At 67.8% G+C, this 20,948-nt stretch carries 26 protein-coding genes; 5 read left to right on the top strand and 21 right to left on the bottom strand.

Annotated features, from left to right (window positions below):
* Nucleotides 1-22: 22 nt before the first annotated feature.
* Nucleotides 23-880, bottom strand: a complete 858-nt coding sequence (gene panB / locus OMP43_RS14655; RefSeq protein WP_280280276.1) for a 3-methyl-2-oxobutanoate hydroxymethyltransferase — start codon at nt 878-880, stop codon at nt 23-25.
* A 230-nt stretch (nt 881-1,110) separates the two neighbouring features.
* On the opposite strand from panB, the gene OMP43_RS14660 reads away from it, so the two are divergent.
* Together OMP43_RS14660 and OMP43_RS14665 are read left to right on the top strand one after the other, a co-directional pair.
* Nucleotides 1,111-1,527, top strand: coding sequence for a hypothetical protein (locus OMP43_RS14660; RefSeq protein WP_280280277.1), 417 nt, complete (start codon nt 1,111-1,113; stop codon nt 1,525-1,527).
* A gap of 3 nt (nt 1,528-1,530) precedes the next feature.
* The gene (locus OMP43_RS14665) at nt 1,531-1,743 is read left to right on the top strand and encodes a helix-turn-helix transcriptional regulator (protein ID WP_280280278.1); all 213 of its coding nucleotides are present in this window, start codon (nt 1,531-1,533) and stop codon (nt 1,741-1,743) included.
* 24 nt (nt 1,744-1,767) lie between these two features.
* Here OMP43_RS14665 and OMP43_RS14670 read toward each other — a convergent pair whose 3' ends face one another.
* Entirely contained in the window at nt 1,768-2,115 is a 348-nt protein-coding gene (locus tag OMP43_RS14670) for an ArsC family reductase (RefSeq protein WP_280280414.1), read from the bottom strand.
* Nucleotides 2,116-2,244: 129 nt separating this feature from the next.
* On the opposite strand from OMP43_RS14670, the gene OMP43_RS14675 reads away from it, so the two are divergent.
* Nucleotides 2,245-2,673, top strand: a complete 429-nt coding sequence (locus tag OMP43_RS14675) for a hypothetical protein (RefSeq protein WP_280280279.1) — start codon at nt 2,245-2,247, stop codon at nt 2,671-2,673.
* A complete protein-coding gene (locus tag OMP43_RS14680; RefSeq protein ID WP_280280280.1) occupies nt 2,670-3,080 on the top strand; it encodes a DUF1801 domain-containing protein in 411 nt (136 codons plus the stop codon). The genes OMP43_RS14675 and OMP43_RS14680 overlap by 4 nt, the downstream gene beginning before the upstream one ends.
* Here OMP43_RS14680 and OMP43_RS14685 read toward each other — a convergent pair.
* The 6 genes from OMP43_RS14685 to OMP43_RS14710 all read right to left on the bottom strand — a co-directional run bounded on the left by OMP43_RS14685 (nt 3,077) and on the right by OMP43_RS14710 (nt 6,829).
* Nucleotides 3,077-3,547 (bottom strand): GNAT family acetyltransferase, encoded by a 471-nt coding sequence (locus OMP43_RS14685; protein WP_280280281.1) that lies wholly within the window; start codon nt 3,545-3,547, stop codon nt 3,077-3,079. The two genes, OMP43_RS14680 and OMP43_RS14685, sit on opposite strands and share 4 nt — an antisense overlap.
* On the bottom strand, nt 3,544-3,798 hold the full coding sequence (locus tag OMP43_RS14690; RefSeq protein WP_280280282.1) for a hypothetical protein: 255 nt from the start codon (nt 3,796-3,798) through the stop codon (nt 3,544-3,546). The genes OMP43_RS14685 and OMP43_RS14690 overlap by 4 nt, the downstream gene beginning before the upstream one ends.
* Nucleotides 3,795-4,421, bottom strand: a complete 627-nt coding sequence (locus tag OMP43_RS14695; protein ID WP_280280283.1) for a hypothetical protein — start codon at nt 4,419-4,421, stop codon at nt 3,795-3,797. The genes OMP43_RS14690 and OMP43_RS14695 overlap by 4 nt, the downstream gene beginning before the upstream one ends.
* 61 nt (nt 4,422-4,482) lie before the next feature.
* Nucleotides 4,483-5,055, bottom strand: a complete 573-nt coding sequence (locus OMP43_RS14700) for a DNA-3-methyladenine glycosylase I (RefSeq protein ID WP_280280284.1) — start codon at nt 5,053-5,055, stop codon at nt 4,483-4,485.
* The gene (locus OMP43_RS14705; protein ID WP_280280285.1) at nt 5,052-6,233 is read right to left on the bottom strand and encodes a crosslink repair DNA glycosylase YcaQ family protein; all 1,182 of its coding nucleotides are present in this window, start codon (nt 6,231-6,233) and stop codon (nt 5,052-5,054) included. The genes OMP43_RS14700 and OMP43_RS14705 overlap by 4 nt, the downstream gene beginning before the upstream one ends.
* Before the next feature lie 2 nt (nt 6,234-6,235).
* Nucleotides 6,236-6,829, bottom strand: coding sequence for a TetR family transcriptional regulator (locus tag OMP43_RS14710; protein WP_280280286.1), 594 nt, complete (start codon nt 6,827-6,829; stop codon nt 6,236-6,238).
* Between the two features lie 161 nt (nt 6,830-6,990).
* Between OMP43_RS14710 and OMP43_RS14715 the strand changes: the two genes are divergently transcribed.
* Nucleotides 6,991-7,473: an anthrone oxygenase family protein gene (locus OMP43_RS14715; RefSeq protein ID WP_280280287.1), complete on the top strand. Its 483-nt coding sequence runs from the start codon at nt 6,991-6,993 to the stop codon at nt 7,471-7,473.
* Between the two features lie 328 nt (nt 7,474-7,801).
* Here the strand turns inward: OMP43_RS14715 and guaA are convergent, their stop codons facing one another.
* From guaA to OMP43_RS14780, 13 genes are all read right to left on the bottom strand, one after another.
* On the bottom strand, nt 7,802-9,358 hold the full coding sequence (gene guaA, locus OMP43_RS14720) for a glutamine-hydrolyzing GMP synthase (protein ID WP_280280288.1): 1,557 nt from the start codon (nt 9,356-9,358) through the stop codon (nt 7,802-7,804).
* Between the two features lie 152 nt (nt 9,359-9,510).
* Complete coding sequence (locus tag OMP43_RS14725) at nt 9,511-10,614, bottom strand: serine hydrolase domain-containing protein (protein WP_280280289.1); 1,104 nt, start codon at nt 10,612-10,614, stop codon at nt 9,511-9,513.
* Nucleotides 10,615-10,666: 52 nt separating this feature from the next.
* A complete protein-coding gene (locus tag OMP43_RS14730) occupies nt 10,667-11,254 on the bottom strand; it encodes a hypothetical protein (protein ID WP_280280290.1) in 588 nt (195 codons plus the stop codon).
* A 103-nt stretch (nt 11,255-11,357) separates the two neighbouring features.
* Nucleotides 11,358-13,502, bottom strand: coding sequence for a prolyl oligopeptidase family serine peptidase (locus OMP43_RS14735; RefSeq protein WP_280280291.1), 2,145 nt, complete (start codon nt 13,500-13,502; stop codon nt 11,358-11,360).
* Between the two features lie 292 nt (nt 13,503-13,794).
* Nucleotides 13,795-14,217, bottom strand: a complete 423-nt coding sequence (gene rplQ, locus OMP43_RS14740) for a 50S ribosomal protein L17 (RefSeq protein WP_280280292.1) — start codon at nt 14,215-14,217, stop codon at nt 13,795-13,797.
* A 131-nt stretch (nt 14,218-14,348) separates the two neighbouring features.
* Nucleotides 14,349-14,840 carry a hypothetical protein gene (locus tag OMP43_RS14745; RefSeq protein ID WP_280280293.1) on the bottom strand — a complete coding sequence of 164 codons (492 nt, stop codon included), beginning with the start codon at nt 14,838-14,840 and terminating at the stop codon, nt 14,349-14,351.
* Between the two features lie 91 nt (nt 14,841-14,931).
* Nucleotides 14,932-15,999 carry a DNA-directed RNA polymerase subunit alpha gene (locus tag OMP43_RS14750; protein ID WP_086128667.1) on the bottom strand — a complete coding sequence of 356 codons (1,068 nt, stop codon included), beginning with the start codon at nt 15,997-15,999 and terminating at the stop codon, nt 14,932-14,934.
* Between the two features lie 101 nt (nt 16,000-16,100).
* Complete coding sequence (rpsK, locus tag OMP43_RS14755) at nt 16,101-16,490, bottom strand: 30S ribosomal protein S11 (protein WP_157025218.1); 390 nt, start codon at nt 16,488-16,490, stop codon at nt 16,101-16,103.
* A gap of 25 nt (nt 16,491-16,515) precedes the next feature.
* Complete coding sequence (gene rpsM, locus OMP43_RS14760) at nt 16,516-16,884, bottom strand: 30S ribosomal protein S13 (protein ID WP_280280294.1); 369 nt, start codon at nt 16,882-16,884, stop codon at nt 16,516-16,518.
* Nucleotides 16,885-17,312: 428 nt separating this feature from the next.
* On the bottom strand, nt 17,313-18,002 hold the full coding sequence (locus OMP43_RS14765; protein ID WP_280280295.1) for a response regulator transcription factor: 690 nt from the start codon (nt 18,000-18,002) through the stop codon (nt 17,313-17,315).
* 348 nt (nt 18,003-18,350) lie between these two features.
* A complete protein-coding gene (locus OMP43_RS14770; protein ID WP_280280296.1) occupies nt 18,351-18,881 on the bottom strand; it encodes an SRPBCC domain-containing protein in 531 nt (176 codons plus the stop codon).
* 28 nt (nt 18,882-18,909) lie between these two features.
* Nucleotides 18,910-19,929 (bottom strand): polysaccharide deacetylase family protein, encoded by a 1,020-nt coding sequence (locus OMP43_RS14775; RefSeq protein WP_280280297.1) that lies wholly within the window; start codon nt 19,927-19,929, stop codon nt 18,910-18,912.
* 341 nt (nt 19,930-20,270) lie between these two features.
* Nucleotides 20,271-20,924, bottom strand: coding sequence for an adenylate kinase (locus tag OMP43_RS14780; RefSeq protein WP_280280298.1), 654 nt, complete (start codon nt 20,922-20,924; stop codon nt 20,271-20,273).
* Between the last annotated feature and the right edge of the window lie 24 nt (nt 20,925-20,948).

A 20,948-nucleotide genomic window follows, 5' to 3' on the forward strand; every position in this document is an offset into this window, starting at 1 on the left:
CACCAGAGCGCTCGGTAGCCCGTCAATCCCGCGGCGCATAGACCTGATCGGGCCCCGGGAAGGCCCGCGACCGAACATCGGCGGCATAGGTTTCAACCGCGGCGGAAATACGGCCGGCAAGATCGTCATATTTCTTCACGAACCGGGCGGTCCGCTCGAACATGCCGAGCATGTCGTCGATCACCAGCACCTGGCCGTCGCACTCGGCCGAGGCGCCGATGCCGATCACCGGGCACGAGACCGCCGCGGTGATTTCCCGGGCCAGCGTCTCGACCACGCCCTCCACCACCAGGCCGAAGGCACCGGCCGCGGCGATCGCCCGCGCATCGTCGAGGATCTGGGCATGTTCCGCGTTGCTCCGGCCGCGCGCGCCATAGCCGCCAAGCGCGTTGACCGCCTGGGGCGTGAGGCCGACATGGCCGACCACGGGAATGCCGCGCTTGGTCAGGAACTCGACCGTCGGGGCCAGCGTCTCGCCGCCCTCCATCTTCACGCCGGCCGCCCCGGTCTCGGCGAGCACGCGCGCGGCGGAGGCAAAGGCCTGTTCCGGGCCCTGCTCATAGCTGCCGAAGGGCATATCGACCACGACCAGCGAATGCCAGCTGCCGCGCACCACCGCGGCACCATGCGCGATCATCATCTCCAGCGTCACCGGCAGGGTGGAAGGCAGGCCGTAGATCACCTGGGCCAGGCTGTCCCCCACCAGCAGCACATCGCAATGCGGGTCGAGCAGCTGCGCCATCCGCGTCGTGTAGGCAGTGAGCATCACGATCGGATCCTTGCCCTTGCGATCGCGAATCGCCGGGACGGTAAGCCGCTTCATCGGAGCGGGGGTCGGGTTTGCGCGGCTCGTGGCCGTATCCATGGTGACGTGCGACATGGCGGCGGGTCTAGCGGGTTGCGACGAGGGTCGCCAGTGTAACGGCGTCCGGCGAGCCGCCTCGCCCACTCACCCCCTTCGCGATTTTTCACCCCCGGCCATCCTCATTTCCCGTCGCCGCCCTCCCATCCCGGCCCGCGCGGCAATGGCAAAAGTGAAAGTTCGAATCACTTGACTCAATGTCTATAATATCTAACATTGAGGTATTAATTTCGAACTCGAGGTGAATTATGCCATTCAAGGAAAAGATCGCCTGGATCTCGGTGATCACCACCGTGCTGGTGTGGGGCGGCTATTTCGGCTTCATGCTGGCGACCGGCGGCAAGCTGCACGGCGCCGTCTATTTCACCGGCTTCATTGCCGCGGTGATCGTCCAGACGATCCTCGCCACGGGTGCGGCGATCGTCACCGCGGCGCTCGCTCCCGCCGATGCCAGTGCCGGCAGCGACGAGCGTGACCGCGACATCTCCCGGCGCGCCTATGCCCTTGCCTATCCCGTGCTGATCGCGCTGGTGTTCTGCGTTGCGGGAAGCGTGCATCTGGGCTTCGACAGGATCGACATGGCCTATGCCATCATGGGCGCGATCGTGATCGCGGAGATCGTCCATTATGCCGCGCAGATCGCCGGCTATCGCAGGGGGTATTGAGCCATGTCCCCGGGACGCGTCGTCAACCAGGTGCGCACCCTGCGCTTCCTCGCCGGAGAGATGACCCAGGCCGAACTGGGCGAGAAGATCGGCCTCACGCGCCAGACGATCGCGGCGATCGAGCAGGGCAAATATTCGCCGTCGCTCGAAGCCGCGTTCCGCATCGCCCAGGTGTTCGGCAAGCCGCTCGAGGAAGTGTTCAGCTGGGAGGCGTGAACGCGCGCGGCCCGCGTGCGCCGGTCAGAGCAGCGCCCGGGCGTAGTTCTCCGGCTTGAAGCCGACCAGGATCCCGCCCGGATATTCGAGCACGGGGCGCTTGATCATCGAGGGCTGGGCCAGCATCAGCGCCGCCGCCTTGCCGGCATCGACGCCCTCGCGATCGGCATCGGGCAGCTTGCGGAACGTGGTGCCCGCCCGGTTGAGCAGCACTTCCCAGCCGGCGATACCGCTCCAGCGCGCGAGCCGGGCCGCGTCGATCCCCGATGCCTTATAGTCGTGAAAGGCATAGGCGATGCCATGCTCGTCCATCCAGGCGCGCGCCTTCTTGATCGTGTCGCAATTCTTGATGCCGTACATGGTGACCGTCACGTCGCGCCCTCGCCTGCTCATGGTTCCGGCCATGCGATAGCGCGCTTCGCGGCGGAAAACAGTTGGCTTTCGATCGCGGGGGGCATGCGCTAGGCTGGTCGCCCGGATTGATGCCGAGAGAACAGCGCGATGAATCGGTTCGACAAGCTGGCGCTGACGGCGGCGATCCTTGCGACGCTGCTGTGCGCACGGCATGCGATGTCGGCGGCCAGCCTCTATCTCGCCCATGCCTCGCCCGCGACGGTGGCGGGCTGGATCGCGGGGGAACTCATCGTCACCTATGGCCCGATCGCGGTCGCGGCCCTGTTCTGGCGCTGGTCCAAGCGCACGTCCATGCCCTGGCTCCCGCACCTGCTGTTCCTTCCCGTGGCGCTGCTGGTCTTGTGGGCGGGCGCCGTGTTCCTGCTCACGCTGGCAGGGTTTTCGAACTTCGACGACACCATCGGAGGGCCGGTGGTCGCCGCCTTCCTGCTGTTCCTGATTGCCATTGGCATCTATTGCGCCGCGCTTCTCTCACTGCCGAGAGGCCCGCGCCCGACCAACGAGCAGGGAGCATGACCGCGCCGAAGCTCCTGTCCGGCGGCAATCCCCAGATTCCCAAGGGCGAAGGCGATGCGCCGGTGCAGGCCTATATCGCCGCGATGCCCGGCTGGAAGCAGCGGATCGGGCGCGCGATCGACGATCTCGTGGCGGGCGCCGTGCCCGGCGTGCGCAAGGCCGTGAAATGGAACACGCCCTTCTACGGCGCGCCCGATCGGGAAGGCTGGTTCCTCGCCTTCCACTGCTTCGACCGATATGTGAAGCTCACCTTCTTCCGCGGCACTGCGCTCGATCCGGTGCCGCCCGGTCCATCGAAACAGCAGGACGTGCGCTATCTCGACATCCGCGAGGAGGACGCGATCGACGAAGCGCGACTGACCGCGTGGATCCGGCAGGCGAGCGTCCTGCCCGGCGAGATGCTTTAGGACGGATCGAGATCCGACCAATCCGCCCCGGAGGGAGAGGAATGCCGCCCCGCCTGGTCATTCAGGAAACGACCGAGCGTGACCACGCCCTGCCGCTCCAGCCCGAGCGCTTCATAGAAGCCGAGCGCCTCCGCATTGCCTTCGCGCACCATCAGCTGGATCTTCGGGCAGCCGCGCGCGCGCAGCCAGGCCTCCGCCTCCGCCATCAGCGCGCGGCCCAGCCCGATGCCGCGGGCGGCGGGTGCGACCGCGAGATAATAGACCCAGCCGCGATGGCCGTCGTCGCCCAGCATCACGCTACCCATGATCTCGCCGCCCTCCTCCTGCGCGACCAGGATCGCCGCGGATTCCGCCGCGAGCGCGCGGGCGAAATCCTGCCCGGGATCGTTCCACGGCCGCGTGAGCCCGCAATCCCGCCACAGCGCGATGACCGCCCCCGCATCCTCGGCACCTGCCCGCCGGATCATGCCGCCCGCCGCGCGATGTGCCACAGCGTCACCGCGCCGATCAGCATCCAGATCACGTTCAAGGTCGCCGAGGGGATGGCGCCGTTCCAGCCGCTGTTGATCACGAAACAGCCCGCGCCGACGACGTTCATCCACTGATAGGCGCGCGAACGGCCGGTCAGCCTGCCGGAAGAGAGCAGCAGATAGGCGGCCAGGATCAATGCTGCCCCTGTCCAGCCGACGATCTCGATCAGCAGCCTCTCGACGCTCATCGCGCGATGCAGGTGACGCCGGCCCAGAGATTGGTCACCTTGCCGTCGGGCGCCGGCGAGCTGAGCAGGCCGGAAAGCGCGCCCATCATGAACTCGTTGCCGATCGAGGTCTCGCCGACATCCACCGTGCCGGCCGCCTCCAGCTCCTTGCGGCTGGTGCCGATGCCGATGCCCTTGGCCGTGGCGAACCCGGCCGCCTCGCGCCCGTCCAGGTCCCAGCCGGCGAACTTGCCGTCCTGGAAATAGAGCGAGAGCCCGTCGCGAAAGGCCGCGGAGCCGAGCGGGCCGGCGCCGCAATCCTGGTTGCCCGCTTCCTCGATCGGGCTGCCCAGCGCGCCGGCGAGCATCCGCACCGCATCGGCCCTGGCCATGCCGAAGCGCACATGGCGGGAGGATCCGTCGGGCTGCACCAGCGTCAGTTCCTCGGGCGCCAGCCGAACGCCGATGCCCGGCGCCTCCGCGCGCGCGCTCGCGGCATTGGCCTCGGCATTGCCTGCGGGCGGGACGATGATCTCGGCCGCATTCGCCGCCGCATCCTTCTCCATCGGCTTTTCGGGCTCGGGCGCGCAGGCGGCGAGCAGGCCCAGCGCCACGAGCGTCCATGGCAGCGGCTTGGTCGTCATCGTCTCTTCCCCACCCGGTTCGCGGGCATTTTCTCATTATCCCGCGGTGCCCGCAATGGCCTCAGGCGAGCGCGGCGACGGGAGCGCGGCGGAAACAGCCCTGTTGATGATCGTTCACCAGCCCCACCGCCTGCATCCAGGCATGGACGATCGTCGGCCCGACGAACTTGAAGCCGCGGCGCTTCAGCTCCCTGGAGATCGCCTCGGAAAGCGGCGTGGTGGCGACGAAGCCGTGCCCCGGGCTCTGGATCGGCGCGCCGCCGGTGAAGCCCCAGCAGAATGCGGCGAAATCCTCGCCGCGCGCCTGCATCTCGCACCAGATCCGCGCGCCCTTGATCGTCGCTTCGATCTTGGCCCGGGCGCGGACGATGCCGGGATTCGCCATCAGCCGCTCGACATCCTCGGGCCCGAAGGCGGCGACCTTCACCGGATCGAAGCCGGCGAACGCCGCGCGAAAGGCTTCGCGCTTGCGCAGGATGACGATCCAGGCGAGCCCGGCCTGGAAGCCCTCGAGCATCAGCGCCTCCCACAATTCGCGTGAATCGCGGATCGGCACGCCCCATTCGGCATCGTGATAGGCGCGGTTGAGCGGATCGCTCACCGCCCAGGCGCAACGCGGCGGATCGTCGGTCATCGGCTTCCCCTGATCGTCTCGCCGATACGCACTTCGCCCAGGCCGAGCCAGTGCGCCATGCGGGTGAGTTCGACCGCCAGCCGCTCCTCGGTATCGCGCGGCGCGTGCGGCTCCAGCGTCACTCGGTGCGCGAGCAGCCGGCCGCCTTGGCGATCAGCCTTGAGGTCAACGCGCGCGGTGAGCGCCTCGTCCATCAGGAAGGGCAGCACGAAATAGCCATGGGTCCGCTTGTCGGCCGGGACGTAGATCTCGATCCGGTAGCGGAAGTCGAACAGGCGCTCGGTGCGGGCGCGTTCCCAGATCAGCGGATCGAAAGGGGCCAGCAGGGCGTCGCCGCGCACCCGGCGCGGCACGCGCGCATCGCGGTGCAGCCAGGCCTTTTGCGTCCAGCCCTTCACCTGGACCGGGATCAGCGTGCCTTCCTCCTCCAGCTCGGGGATGGCGCCCTTCGCCTCTTCGGGCTTGAGCCGGAAATAGTCGCGCAGATCGGTCGCGGTCGCCACGCCGAGCGCACGGGCGCTACGCTCGATCAGCACGCGCTGGGCGGTCGCGGCATCCGGCGCGGGCAAGTCGTAGACCGCGCGCGGGATCACGCGCTCGCTCAGGTCATAGACCCGCTCGAAGCTGCCGCGCCGCGTGGCGGTGGTGATCTGGCCCGACCAGAACAGCCATTCCAGCGCGAGCTTGGTCTCGCTCCATTCCCACCAGCCGCTTTTCGAGCTGCCATTCTCGAACTCGGACGCGGCGAGCGGCCCTTCGCCGGCGATGCGATCGCGCACCGCCCTGGCCTCGGCATTGCGTTCGCGGGCGAACAGGCGCAGCTGGCGCCAGCCGATCTCGCCGCGCTCGGCCCGGGCCATCCGCCAGCGGAAATAGGGATGGAGATCCACCGGCAGCAGCGACGCCTCGTGCGCCCAATATTCAAAGAGCCTGCGCCCGCGCCGCGGCCCCCAGGCATCGCGCTCGAGCAGAGCCCGGTCATACCCGCCCAGCCGCGAAAAGGCGGGCAGATAGTGCATCCGCGTCAATACGTTGACGCTGTCGATCTGATGGAGACCCAGCCGGTCCACGGTGCGGCGGAGATGCGCGGCCCCCACGCTGCCGGGCCGGCGCGCGCCGAAGCCCTGCGCCGCCAGGAAGATGCGGCGGACCTGCTGCGGCGAAAGCGTTTCCCCCATGCTCATGCCGTAGTGAGCGCCGCGAGGTCGGCAGGCAACAGCTGCTTGAACAGGGCGAGCACCCGCCTCCCCTCGGCAGGCGGCAAGGTGATCGCATGGCGCACCGCCGCGGCGATCAGCGTCATCACCAGCTGGGCATAACGCGCGATCGCCGCCGGGCTCGCCCCGCCCGCGATCGGCCGCACCGCCTCGGCGAGCAGGCCGGCGAGGACGGCGCCATCCTCCTCGTCGAGCTTCTGCAAGGCGCGATCGGCCTGAGTCGCCTGCCAGATGTCGCGCATCATCGGTTCGTCCATGAACATGCGATAATAGCTGTCGACGATATCGCCCAGCGCCGGATGCAGGTCAGCCATGGTCTTCACCGTGGCGAGATCGCGCGCCACGCAGGCGCGGCCGATCGCGTTGCAGCGCTCGGCCAGCGTGCCGATGATCGCCGCCTTGTCCGGGAAATACTGATAGAGCGAGCCGAAGGGTATGCCGGTGCGCTCGACGATATCGCTCATCCGAAAGGCCTCGCTGCCCTTCTCCGCCATGACCGCAGCGGCGCATTCCAGGATGCGCTCGAACCGTTCGCGGCTGCGCTTCTGCGTGGGCACCATTCGCGCCCGCGCCGCGGGCGGTGCCGCCTCCCGTTCCGTCCCTGCCGGCCTTCGCCCCATTCCACTTCCCGTCATGCCCGCTTGACGGATCAGATACGAGATATTATCGGTTTTAGCAAATACGATAGATCCTCGTATTCAATCAAAGGGCCTGGATCATGCGAACCTTTCTCGTTCCCGGACTGCTCTGGTTCTCGGCAATCGGCACCGGGCTGATGGCGGGGGTCTATTTTGCCTTCTCGACCTTCGTCATGGCGGCGCTCGGCCGGATTGCCCCGGCCTCAGGTATGGCGGCGATGAACGCGATCAATGTCGACATAGTGCGCTCGTCCTTCCTGCCGCTGTTCCTCGCGACCACCGTCGCGGCGGGCCTGATCGCGGTGGCCGGGGCGCTGCGCTGGGGCGAGCCGGGGGCGCCGGCGATGATCGCGGGCGGCACGATCTACCTGCTCGGCATGTTCGGCGTGACGATGTTCTTCAACGTGCCGTTCAACGACGCACTGGCCGCGGCCGGCAACGGTCCCGGCTCGGCCGCCACCTGGGCGCGCTACCTCAGGGACTGGACGATGTGGAACCATGTCCGCACCCTGAGCTCCGTCGTCGCGCTCGGACTGTACGTCGCGGCGCTGGTGCAGCGTTAGGGCGGATCGGCATTTGGGATCCGTATCGAGCGCGCCTTGCCGGCGGGGGAAAAGCCGTTCCCCGGCAAAGGCCGGGGCCCGGTTGCGACGCCGTTCGAGAGATTCTCGTGCCTGGCCAGATGCATCGAGGCTTTTTCCGGCCTTCGCCGGGGGACTGGCAGGCCCCTTCCCACTAAATGTCGATCCGGCCTAGGCCATACGGCCCGGGCGCGCCGGGGCTGTATGCCACGCACCGGCGGATGCGAGGAATACCGGCATTTCACCCCTTTACTTCAAGGGCCGTATCGCATTCCGACATTGGGGGCAGCGGCATCTGGACGAGCCGGAATCACTCCCACTCGATCGTCCCCGGCGGCTTGGAAGTATAGTCGTACACGACCCGGTTCACGCCGCGCACCTCGTTGACGATGCGCGTCGCCACGCGGGGGAGGAAGCCGCCCGGAAATTCGAACGCCTCCGCGGTCATGCCGTCGATCGAAGTCACCGCGCGCAGCGCCAGCACCGAATCATAGGTGCGGCCATCGCCCATCACGCCGACCGTGCGCACCGGCGTCAGCACCGCAAAGGCCTGCCAGATCGCATCATAGAGCCCGGCGTTGCGGATCTCCTCCAGATAGATGGCATCCGCCTTGCGCAGGATGTCGCAGCGCTCCCGGGTCACTTCGCCCGGGATGCGGATCGCCAGGCCCGGCCCCGGAAAGGGATGGCGGCCGACGAACTGCTCGGGCAGCCCCAGTTCCCGGCCCAGCGCGCGGACTTCGTCCTTGAACAGCTCGCGCAGCGGCTCGACGAGCTTCATGTTCATCCGCTCGGGCAGGCCGCCGACATTGTGGTGGCTCTTGATCGTCACCGAAGGCCCGCCGGTGAAGCTCACGCTCTCGATCACATCCGGATAGAGCGTGCCCTGTGCCAGGAAATCGGCGCCGCCGATCTTCCGCGCCTCCTCCTCGAATACGTCGATGAAGGTCTTGCCGATGAACTTGCGCTTGGCCTCGGGATCGGTGACCCCGGCCAGGCCCGTGAGGAACAGCGTCTCGGCGTCCACATGGACGAGCGGGATGTTGTAATGGTTGCGGAACAGGCCGACGACCTGCTCGGCCTCGCCCGAGCGCATCAGCCCGTGATCGACGAACACGCAGGTGAGCTGGTCGCCGATCGCCTCGTGGATCAGCACCGCGGCCACCGCGCTGTCGACGCCGCCCGAAAGCCCGCAGATCACCTTGCCGCCGCCCACCTGGGCGCGGATCTCGGCGATCTTGGTCTGGCGGAACTCGGCCATCGTCCAGTCGCCCTGCAAGCCGCAGACATGGCGGACGAAATTGGCCAGCAGCTTGGCGCCGTCGGGGGTATGGACCACCTCGGGGTGGAACTGCATCGCATAATAGCGCCGCGCGTCGTCGGCGATCACCGCGAACGGGGCCCCGGTGCTGTGCGCGACCGGGCGGAAGCCGGGGGCAAGGTTGGTGACCTTGTCGCCATGGCTCATCCACACCTGATGGTTCTCGCCCTCGTGCCACATGCCGTCGAACAGCACGCAGCCATCGTCGATCTCGATAAAGGCGCGGCCGAACTCGCCGCTGTCGCCGAGCTGCACCGTGCCGCCGAGCTGGTGCATCATCACCTGCTGGCCATAGCAGATGCCCAGCACCGGCAGGCCGCTGTCGAAAATCTCCTGCGGCACCCGGGGGCTACCTTCGTCGAGCACCGAGGCGGGCGAGCCGGAGAGGATGATCCCCTTGGGCTGCATCCGGGCAAAGGCCTCGGCGGCGGTGGTGAAGGGCGCGATCTCGCTATAGACGCCCGCCTCGCGCACGCGGCGTGCGATCAGCTGGGTAACCTGGCTGCCGAAATCGACGATGAGGATGGAATCTGCATGCTGGTCCATGCCCAGCGCGCTTAGCCAGAACCGGCGCCGGGGGAAAGGCCGGCGCGCGATTATGCATAAGTTTATTCGCCGGGTTGGGTCGACGTTCCGTGATGCGGGATGTCGTCCACATTCCTCTCCCGAAGGGGGGATCGGTTGAATGCCGATGCGCCTCAGGGTTCGTGCTCGATACCGGCACCGGCCGCGAGCCGGCCGCCGATCTCGCCAAGGCGGCCCTGGGCAGTATCGCTGGCCTTGTTCGCCAGCAGGATCACCGCCAGCTTCTTCTCGGGCCAGAGCATCATCACGCTGGCAAAGCCCCAGGTGCCGCCCGAATAGCGCAGCTGGCGCCCGCCTTCGGGCAGCTGCGAGACGATCCAGCCAAGGCCCACCCAGGTCTGCTTGTCGAGCGTGAACCAGCTGCCCTTGTGGCTGAGCGCCACCGCGGGATCGCGCTCGTCGAGCTGGAGCGCGGCATAGCGCAGCATGTCCGCCGCCGAATAGCGATAGCCGAACTGGTCGCGCGGCAGCACCGCGGCCACCCTGCCCTCGGCATCATGGCCGGTCGCGGCGTCCTTCGCCCCAAAGCCGAGCGGCCCCTCGATCTCGCGGGCCAGGATCCGGTCATAGGGCATGCCGTAGATCCGCTCGAGCGCCACGATGAGCAGTTGCGCGGCGACATTCGAATGGGCGACATTCTCACCCGGCCTGCTGGCCGGCGAGACGGTGCGCAAGTCCTTGAGAAACTGCGCGCGGCCATAGGCCTTCAGCGCCTCGGCATGCTTGAAGCGGCCGGGATCGGGGTCGAGCTTCGACAGGTCGGGCAGATTGTCGGGCAGGCCCGAGGTCATGTTGGCGAGGTGCACCAGCCGCACCGGCTCGCCCTCGAACGCCAGCCCCGGATAGGCGCCATCCAGATATTTGCGGACATCGTCGGCCAGGCCGGCCTTGCCCGCCAGCACCGCGCGAGCGAGCAGCAGCCCGCTCATCGTCTTGGCGATCGATCCGATCTCGAACGCGGTATCCTTGCCCGGCGCGCCACTGCCCTTCGCCATTTCGCCGAAGCCGTGGAAATGCGCCTTGCCGTCACGGAGCACGCCGATCGTCAGCCCGGCGCCCTTCTCCTCGGCGAGGAATTTCTCGCCCTCGGCACGGGCCGTGGCGTCGAGCGCCTGTCCCGATGCCTGCGCCTGCGCTGCCACCGGGGCCAGCACCAGCCAAATTCCCAGCAGCGCGCGCGACAGCATCCCCTGCACCTCCACCGAATGACCTGGCACCTGCCCCGCCAGGGCGGATCGACATTTGAAGCAAGCGAACCGCGATGGCTCCCTAGAGCGACTGCAGCCCCTCGATCGTCACGATCGGGCTGCTGCCGCGGCGCAGGGCGCAGCGGAAGCCATGGCTCTCCCGGGTGGCGTCGCGATAGCCGTCGGCCAGCTCCACCTGTCCCTTGATCACCCAGCTCTTGCCGTTCCAGACGGTGCTGGTGACCGTGGAGACCTGCGCGAGTCGGGCATAGCGCTCGCCCAGGCTTTCCGCTTCCACCGCGCAGCGATCGGCGGCGGCGTCCTCGTCATAGAGTCCGTCGAATTGCGCGGAATTCGGCGCCGGCGTCTCGGCGATCGGGCCGGCGGCGGGCGGCGGCGCCTCGCCATAACGGCCGCCGTCGACCGGGCCGGTATCGATCGGCACCCGCTCCTCGGCCACTTCGGTGCCGTGCGACTTCTTCTTGCCGCTCGAGATCAGCGCGAGCACGCCGCCGACCACCAGGCCGCCGACGATCGCGTCGCCCACATCGAACTTGTCCTTGTGCTTCTCGCGCGACGGGCGCCAGCGCTCCTGCGCCTGAGCCGGCATCGCCAGCCCGATCATCGCCACCGCAGCGATCCCGCCGCCCGCAAGCTTCAGAATACCCATGCCGCCCTCCGTTACTTTCACGAAACGAGAACTATGCGCGCCAGCCTGTCGCGCGGCTGAACCGATTTGCCGCCCGGGGAAAACGCGAACGCGACTTTCGCCCCTATTTGCTCTTCACCTCCAGCCCGGTCCATTTGGCCGTGAAGGCCCAGAGATCGGCGGCTTCCTCGATGATCTTGTCGGTCGGCTTGCCCGAGCCATGCCCAGCGCGCGTCTCGATGCGGACCAGATGCGGCTTGTCGCCGATGTCCGCATGCTGGATCGCCGCGGTATATTTGAAAGTGTGCCCGGGCACGACGCGATCGTCGGTGTCGGCGGTGGTCGCCAGGATCGCCGGATAGGCCACGCCGGACCTGATGTTGTGATAGGGCGAATAGGCGTAGAGCGTCTTGAAATCGGCCTCCTTCGACGGATAGCCATAATCGTCCACCCAATAGCGCCCGGCCGTGAAGCGGTCGAAGCGCAGCATGTCCATCACGCCCACCGCCGGCATCGCGGCAGCGAACAGGTCTGGCCGCTGGTTCACCACCGCGCCCACCAGCAACCCGCCGTTCGAGCCGCCCTGGATCGCCAGCTGGTGCTTCCCGGTGATGCCTTCCCGGATCAGATATTCGCCCGCGCCGATAAAGTCGTCGAACACGTTCTGCTTGTTGGCGAGCCGGCCGCCATCGTGCCACGCCTTGCCATATTCGCCGCCGCCCCGAATGTTGGCGAGGACGAACACGCCGCCCTGCTCCAGCCAGGCGAGGCGCGACGACGAGAAGCTGGGGCCATAGGAGACGTTGAAGCCGCCATAGCCCCAGAGCAGCGTCGGCGCCGGGCCGGTCACGCTCTTCTTGCGGACGATGAACATCGGCACCTTCGTCCCGTCCTTCGACGCGAAGAAACGCTGCTCGACCTTATAGTCCTCGGGCTTGAACAGCAGCTTGGGGCGCGCCCAGGGCGTGCTGGTGCCGGTCGCCAGGTCGTAGCGATAGATGGTCGTCGGCTCGTTGAAGCTCGTATAGGCATAGAAGGTCTCGGGATCGTCGGGCTCGCCGCCAAAGCCCGAGGCGGTGCCGACGCCGGGAAGCTTGACCGGGCCGATCACGCCGCCGTCGAGCTTGTAGCGGCGCACTTCCGTCTTGGCGTCGACCAGATAGCTCGCCACCAGCGTGCCGCCGACGATCGCGGCGCCCTCGAGGGTGGCGGCGTCCTCGGGCACCAGGTCGGCGGTGGTCGCGGCCGGGTTCGCCGCCGCCACGTCCATGGTCACGATCTTGAGCTTGGGCGCGCCCTTGTTGGTGACCCAGTAGAATTTCGTGCCGACATTGCCGGCCAGGCCCCAGCTGTTCTCCAGCCCCGGCACGATCACCCGCGGCTTGCGCGCCGGGTCCTTCAGGTCGATCAGCGTGATCTGGTAGCGGTCGTCAGTGCCTTCGCCGGTGGTGATCACCATCCAGCGGCCATCGTCGGTGATCTGGGCGTAGTGGCTCCACTTGGGATGATCGGGCGTCTCGAACACCAGCGTGTCGGCGCTGTCGGGCGTGCCGAGCTTGTGGAAGTAGATCTTGTGGTTCTCGTTCAGCGCCTGGTATTTCGCGTCGGCGGCGACGTCCGGATAGCGCGAATAATAGAAGCCGCTGCCGTCCTTGGCCCAGACCGCGCTCAAGGTGAACTTCATGCCATGGACGCTGTCGCCGGTCTCCTTGCCGGTGGCGACGTCGAGCACCTTGGCGGTGCGCCAGTCGGTACCGCCGTCCTGGATCGCATAGAGCAGATACCTGCCGTCCTCCGAGGGCGCCCATTCGGAAAGCGCGGTCGCGCCGTCCTTTGACCAGCCATTGGGGTCGATCAGCACGCGGCCCGCCCCGTCGAGCTTGTCGCGGACGAACAGCACCGCCTGATTCTGCAATCCCGAATTGTGCAGGTAGAAATAGCGGCCGCCCTTCTTCTGCGGCGCGCCGAAGCGCTCATAGTCGAAGAGCTGCTTGATGCGCGCCTTGAACCATTCCCGGCCCGGCAGCGTCGCGAGATAGGCGTTGGTCACCTTGTTCTCGGCATCGACCCAGGCGGCGACTTCCTTGTCGTTGCGCACGTCGTTCTCGAGCCAGCGATAGGGATCGGCGACCTTTATCCCGAACTGTTCGTCCGCCACGTCGACGCGGCGGGTTTCGGGATAGGCGAGCTTGGTCACTTTGGTCTCCGGCTTTGTCTGGGCGAATGCGGGGGCTGCGAGGAGCAGCGGCAGGATGAGGGCGCGGCGCATGGGGCCTCCGAATGGGAAAGACCCCAGGCTAGCGCGCCGGTGCCGGCACTCAAGCGAAACCGAGGTTCGAAGTCTCCGAAACGGCCCAGATCAAGGTGCCCAGGGCCGGCGCCAGCGCCGCGGCCGCCGAGAGCCACGCGCCCATATTGGTTCGGGAAGGGTTCCTGCGCATGCCCCGGATATGGGAATCCGGATGGGCCGAAAGGAGTGCAGGAAAACTTTCGGGCCTGAAACGAGAAAGGGCGGCCGCACCGGGTGCGACCGCCCTTTCCTGTCTCGATATCGAGGCCGATCAGGCGACGGCGTCGAAATCCTCGTCGGCGAGCACCGGGCCCGAATCCTGGCCCTTGGCCGAGACGTCGCGATCGACGAACTCGATGATCGCCATCGGCGACGCGTCCGAGGCGCGCGGGCCGGTCTTGATGATGCGGGTATAGCCGCCGTTGCGGTCCGCATAGCGGGCCGACAGGACGTCGAACAGCTTCACCAGCTGGGCGTCGTCGAGCAGGCGGGCATGCGCCAGGCGGCGGTTCGACAGGCCACCCTTCTTGGCGAGGGTGATCAGCTTCTCCACATACGGACGAAGCTCCTTCGCCTTGGCGAGGGTAGTGGTGATCTGCTCGTGCTTGATGAGCGCGGCGCTCATGTTGCGGAACAGGGCCGCGCGATGGGCCGAGGTACGCTGCAGCTTGCGGCCGCCAACGCGATGACGCATTGTCTTCTTCCTTCCGTTCGTCTGGGGGCCGTCTCAGGTACCCCAAGCCAGGCAGCGATAAGGGCCGCCGCCCAAAACCCGTGTCACGATTTGCGTGAAGTCGCGCCTAAGAGACGAATTCGACCGATTCGTCAAGCACCCGCTGGCCCGCGACGCTGCGCGAAGAACTGCCAGACGAAAGCCACGCCGCCCAGGAAAAGCAGCAGGAACATCGCGATGCCCAACATACCGACCCCCATTGCCACCCAATAGCCCCAGGGATTGTCCGACAGGCTGGCATAGGTATCCGCCGGCACCGAGGTGAGGAGAACCCGGCCGGTGCGGACGGTGAGGATCATCCGCCAGACCGAAGCCACGGTTCCCGCGCCACCGAGCAGCAGCAGGAAGATCGGCAGCAGGAGGCCCTGATGCGCCCTGCCCCCGGCGCGCTCGCGCCGGGCCTCGCGGTGACCGATCCACATCTGCACCGCGAAGAGCATCGAGAAGAACAGCGCGCGCCAGACGAGCCAGGGCAAATCCATCGCCAGCCCGGTACCCCAGCGGTACAGCGCCTCGACCAGCACAGCGGCGATAACCAGCAAGAGGAAGATACGGAGCCCGCCCATGGCTGGAGGATAGGCCATGCGGCGCAAAGGGCAAGACGCACCCGCCGGACGGAGAAGGGCCCCGCGTCGCCGCGGAGCCCTTCCCTGTTCTTGCGAAGGATCCCAGGCCTTAGCCCATGATCTCCTGCTCGAGCTTCTTGGCCATTTCCTCGATGTTCTCGGGCGGCCAGCCCGGGATTTCCATGCCGAGGCGCAGGCCCATCGACGACAGGACTTCCTTGATCTCGTTGAGCGACTTGCGGCCGAAGTTCGGCGTGCGCAGCATCTCGGCCTCGGTCTTCTGGACCAGATCGCCGATATAGATGATGTTGTCGTTCTTGAGGCAGTTGGCCGAGCGGACCGAAAGCTCCAGCTCGTCGACCTTCTTCAGCAGGTAGCGGTTGATCTGCGAAGCGTCGCCCGCAGCGCCTTCCGCCGCCGGAGCCGCGGCCGCCATGCCGATCGGAGCCGAGCGGGTGATCGCCGAATCGTCGAAATGGACGAACAGCGCCAGCTGGTCCTGGAGGATGCGCGCGGCATAGGCCACGGCGTCTTCCGGGGTGATCGTGCCGTCGGTCTCGATCGACAGCGTGAGCTTGTCGTAGTCGAGCTCCTGGCCGACGCGGGTGTTCTCGACCTTGTACGAAACCTGGCGGACCGGGCTGTACAGCGCGTCGACCGGGATCAGGCCGATCGGCGCATCCGCCGGACGGTTCGACGCGGCGGGGACATAGCCCTTGCCGGTGTCGGCGGTCAGCTCCATGTTGAGCGTCGCGCCATCGTCCAGGTGGCAGATGACGAGATCGGGGTTCATCACCTCGATGTCGCCCGAGACGGCGATGTCGCCGGCCTTCACCTCAGCCGGGCCGGTGGCCGAGAGCTGGAGGCGCTTCGGGCCTTCGCCCTGCATGCGGATCGCGATCTGCTTGACGTTGAGGACGATGTCCGTCACGTCCTCGCGCACGCCCGCCAGCGAGCTGAACTCGTGGAGGACGTTCTCGATCTTGATCGAAGTGACCGCGGCGCCCTGCAGCGACGAGAGCAGCACGCGGCGCAGCGCGTTGCCGAGCGTCAGGCCGAAACCGCGCTCGAGCGGCTCCGCCACGAAGGTCGACTTGCGCTTGGGATCGCCACCGGGCTTCTTCTCGAGGCCGTTGGGCTTCTTGAGTTCCTGCCAGTTCTTAGCGTTGACCGACACGGGCTTTCCTCATGTTGGGCGGGACCAGAGGCGCGTCCCGCCAGGTAATTACTGCAGGACCGCGAGCCCGCCTCTGGGCCCGCGGCGACAAGCAGGAACGATCAGACGCGACGGCGCTTCGACGGACGAACGCCGTTGTGCGGGATCGGCGTCACGTCACGGATCGACGTGATCTGGAAGCCGACCGCCTGCAGCGCGCGGAGCGCCGACTCGCGGCCCGAACCCGGGCCCTTCACTTCCACCTCGAGGGTGCGCACGCCGTGCTCGGCGGCCTTGCGGCCCGCGTCCTCGGCGGCGACCTGGGCGGCGTACGGGGTCGACTTGCGCGAGCCCTTGAAGCCCATCATGCCGGCCGACGACCACGAGATGGCATTGCCCTGCGCGTCGGTGATGGTGATCATCGTGTTGTTGAAGCTGGCGTTCACATGGGCGACGCCGGCGGTGATGTTCTTGCGCTCGCGACGGCGAAGGCGCTGCGGTTCACGTGCCATTTTCTTGTCCCTTCCGACCTAGCGCTTACTTCTTCTTGCCGGCGATCGGCTTGGCCTTGCCCTTGCGGGTGCGCGCATTGGTGTGCGTGCGCTGGCCACGGACCGGCAGACCCTTGCGGTGACGCAGGCCGCGATAGCAGGCCAGGTCCATCAGGCGCTTGATGTTCATCGCGGTTTCGCGACGCAGGTCGCCTTCCACGGTGTAGCCGGCGTCGATCGCCTCGCGGATCTGCAGCACTTCCTGGTCCGACAGGTCCTGAACGCGGCGCTCCGGCGCGATGTTCAGCTTGGCGGTGATCTCCTTGGCCTTGGTCGCGCCAATGCCGTGGATGTACTGCAGCGCGATGACGACGCGCTTGTTGGTCGGGATGTTGACACCCGCAATACGAGCCATGAAATTTGTTCTCCCAGCTCCACGGGGCGCCGCATGGCAGCTCGCACCCCATCTCGTAGCGTTGATCCCGAAATGCGGCGGCACGACGAGCGCACAAGCACGCCGCCGGACACCGGTGTTTCGGAAGATGCGCGACATATGCGTCCACCAGCGCAGAGTCAAGCGCTGTGGGAAAGGCTTTCGCCGGAAATGGAGTCATACACGAATCCGACGCTTCCGCCAAGCCGATGCCCCGGCCCGCCTTGCGGGCGTCATGTTCAACCGGATGGTTGAAGCTTTTGTTGACTCTCTTGTCTATCCCGCATGCACGCGGCAGCGCCGGCCGACCGGCCGAACCCACCGCGCCAGGCGGGCGCAGCAGAACAGGCGGAATCCAACATTGCAAGCCGGATGCGCCGCCCCCGCCATGCACCGGGAGGAGGATCCCCCTATCCTTCCGCGGCCAGGCGATACCCCGCGCCGCGAACGGTGTGGAGGATCGGGGCCTCCCCTTCCTCCAGCTTGCGGCGCAGGCGGCCGATATGGACATCGACCACGTTCGAACCGGGATCGAAGCGGCAGTTCCACACATGCTCCAGCATCATGGTGCGAGTGACGACCTCGCCGGCATGGCGGGCGAGATATTCGAGCAGGTGGAACTCGCGGGCCACCAGCGGCACGGCGCGGCCGGCGCGGGCGACGGTGCGGCTGAGCAGGTCGATCTCGAGATCGCCCACCACGATCCGCGTCGCCTTGGCATCCGCCTCGGCCCGGTCGGCCCGGCGCAGCAGCGCGGCGATGCGCGCCCGCAGCTCGGCGAAGGAGAAAGGCTTGGCGAGATAGTCGTCGGCGCCCGCCGCGAGCCCGCCGACCTTGTCGTCGACCGTGCCCAGCGCGGAAAGCATGATCGCCGGCGTCCGCAGCCCCCGCTCGCGCAGCACGCCGAGCATCGACAGGCCGTCCATGCCGGGAAGCATGCGATCGAAGATCCAGAGGTCGAAATCGCCCTCGGCGGCGCGGGAAAGGCCGGCCTCGCCATCGCCGCACGCTTCCACTTCGAAACCGGCATCGGCGAGCCCCTGGGTCACGAAGTCCACGGCGGCAGCGTCATCCTCGACGATCAGGATATGGTGCGTCACGTCCGTCCTCCGCCCGACCCGGCATCAGGGGTGGCCGACGGACAAGGGGGCGTCCGCCGGCCGAGCGTCGATGCCAGGGCAGCATCGGCGACTTCAGGGCGCACCGGTGTCCCAGGCGCTCTTCCCGGCGAGCCCGGTCCGGAAGGGGGCTGATCCGGACCATGGCACGGCGTGGGTCGCAGGGGGAGGAACGACCAGGCCGGCGCCGGGAAGAGCATCGGGGCAAACCGCATGCGGTTGACCTCTGATGCATGACCGGCGGGGGCGTGCCGGCCATGGCCCCCTGATAGTCGCCGGCACTGCCCTGGGCGGTGACCGGGGCATGACAAAATCGTAATGTTGCGAGGCTCAGCGCTCGGCCGCGGCCTTCAGCCGGATGACCTGGGCCGCGAGCACACCATCGACCGGCGCGGCGATCCGGCCCAGGCCCGGTGCCCCGGCCACGGCATATTCGACGCTGACCGTCGTCGACTTGCCGTCCGCCGCGGGATCGAGCGTGACCGTCATCACCGCCCCGGCCGGAAAGGCCTGTAGCGGCCCCAGCCCGCCGCTGAGGCGGAGCATCCTGCCGGGCCGGACCAGGATCACCCGCATATGCTCGACGCCGCCGCCGTCCGGCAGCTTCTCGCACCAGCAGCCGCCGGGGCGCGGGTCGAGCGAGAGATTGGCGGCGCTGCCCGACCAGCTATGCTCGCCGCTCCACCAGGCCGATGGCGCGATCAGCACCGTCCACACCCTGGCGGGCGGCGCGGCGATCACGGCCTTTTCGGTGACGGTGAAGCTGGTTTCCGTCGAAGCGGTGACTTCACCGGCAATAGCGGGGCCGGCAACCGGCACGGCGGCGGCAAGCGCCAGCACGATCGGCAAATGGGCGTTCATCTTCCCTCCTCCCATCGAGGCAGGGCGATCATAGCGCGCAGAGCAGCATTCCAGAAGCGGCGGCGACGCGGCGCGGCACCTCGATCTCGATCCGGGCCGCCGCCATGCGCGCCCGGGAAAGATAGTGGAGCGTGCCGTCGAGATAGGCATCGAAGGCGCTGGCCCGCACATGCTGCCCATCGACGAACCGGCGCAGCGCATAGGGGCTGGCGCCGGGCGGGTTGAGCCCCTCGGTCACCAGGGTGGCGGAGCGGATGCCGCTCGCCGCGAGCAGCGCGGGCGCGGACGGGTGGAAGGTGCCGCTCGGATAGCAGAAATGCTCGGGCGCGCCGCCACCGGTCGCGGCGACCAGCGCCGCGCGATTCGCCGCGATCTCGGGCACGAGCTGGCCGATGCGGCCGGCGACGTCGATGTGCCGATGGGTGTGCAGCTGGATGTCGAGCCCCCGGCCATGCGCATCGGCGAGCTCCGCCGGGCGCATGAGGTGGAATTGCCGGCATTCGAGCCAGGCCTCGCCCACGCCGAGCGCCCGGCCATAGGCGCGCAGCGCGTCGAGCCGCTCGGGCTCGGGCAGCGCCTCGATCCGGCGGACCACCGCGCCGCGATCCTCGGCGGCCCGGCCCGAGGCGGCGATGAGATAGTCGAGCGCGACATTGACCACCGGCAAGTCGCGCCCCGCATACCAGGTGGTCGCATAGAGCGTCGCCGGCAGGCGATGCCGCTCGAGCACCGGCAGCATATGGCTGTGAGTCGAGGCCCAGCCATCGTCGATCGTGATCACCACCGCGGCGCGCGGCAGGCGATTGGCGGCGAGCCGCTCGACCGCCTCGCCCAGCGGCAGCACCGGCAAGCCCGAGCGCGCGAGCCGGGCCATGCGCGCCGCGAACCGGTCGGGCGTCATGAACAGGCAGCTGCCGAACGGGGCGCCGGGCGCCAGCCAGAGGCCGTGATAGCACAGGATGCGCAGCTGGGCGCCGGTCGCGCGGCGGGCGAGCATCGAGAGGCCGGTCCACCGGGCGGCTCGCAACAGGGCGCGCTTGGGCAGCATTGACGGACCGATCCCCCGCCCGGCCGGAATGCCGGAGCAAGGCGGGATCGTCCCAGCCTCGGCTTAAGCGGGGGTTAGGGCAACAATATATTACAAAGGCGGAATCTCGCGCGCCTCCCCTTGAGGAAGCGGAGGCATCGGGGCCTCGGCACGATCAACATACCACCTCATTCCCCGCGAAGGCGGGGATCCAGGGTAGCGCGGGATATCCACGCCATCGGGCGAACCGCCTGCGGAGAGGGGCGGACCTGCCGCACGCATTCCACCCCCGGCCCCGGATCCCCGCCTTCGCGGGGACGGCGAAGGAAATCGGAACCTCGATCGGGGCCCATGGCCCCGGCCTACTCCTTGCCGTCGAGGATCGCGTCGATCTGCGCGCCGACCTCGGCGATGTCGGCCATGCCGTCGACCTTCCGCACCAGGCCCTTGGCCTCGTAGAAGGGCAGGATCGGCGCGGTCTTGGCGCGATACTCGGCCATACGGGTGCGCACCGTCTCGGCATTGTCGTCCGGGCGGCGCTTGAACTCGTGATGGCCGCACACGTCGCACGTGCCCGCAACCTTGGGCTGCTTGAACTTGTCGTGATAGCCCTCGCCGCAATTCGCGCAGGTGAAGCGGCCCTCGACGCGCTCGACCAGCGCATCCTCGTCCACTTCGAGCTCGATCACATAGTCGAGCCGGCGGCCGCGCTCCGAAAGCAGCGTATCCAGCGATTCGGCCTGGGCCACGGTGCGCGGATAGCCGTCGAAGATCGCGCCCTTCAGCGTATCTTCCATGTCGAGCCGCTCGCCGATGATGCCCGAGACGATCGCGTCCGACACGAGCTCGCCCGCGTCCATGACCGCCTTGGCCTGGAGCCCGGTGGGCGTGCCCGCCTTGACCGCGGCGCGCAGCATGTCGCCGGTCGAGAGCTGCACCATGCCGCGCTCGCTCTCGAGACGCTTTGCCTGGGTGCCCTTGCCGGCTCCCGGCGGGCCCAACAGGATGATGTTCACTAAGCCTATCCCCTCAGTTTCGGC

Origin of the sequence: Sphingomonas sp. CBMAI 2297, assembly GCF_029870595.1 — a bacterium.
GTDB lineage: Bacteria > Pseudomonadota > Alphaproteobacteria > Sphingomonadales > Sphingomonadaceae > Sphingomonas.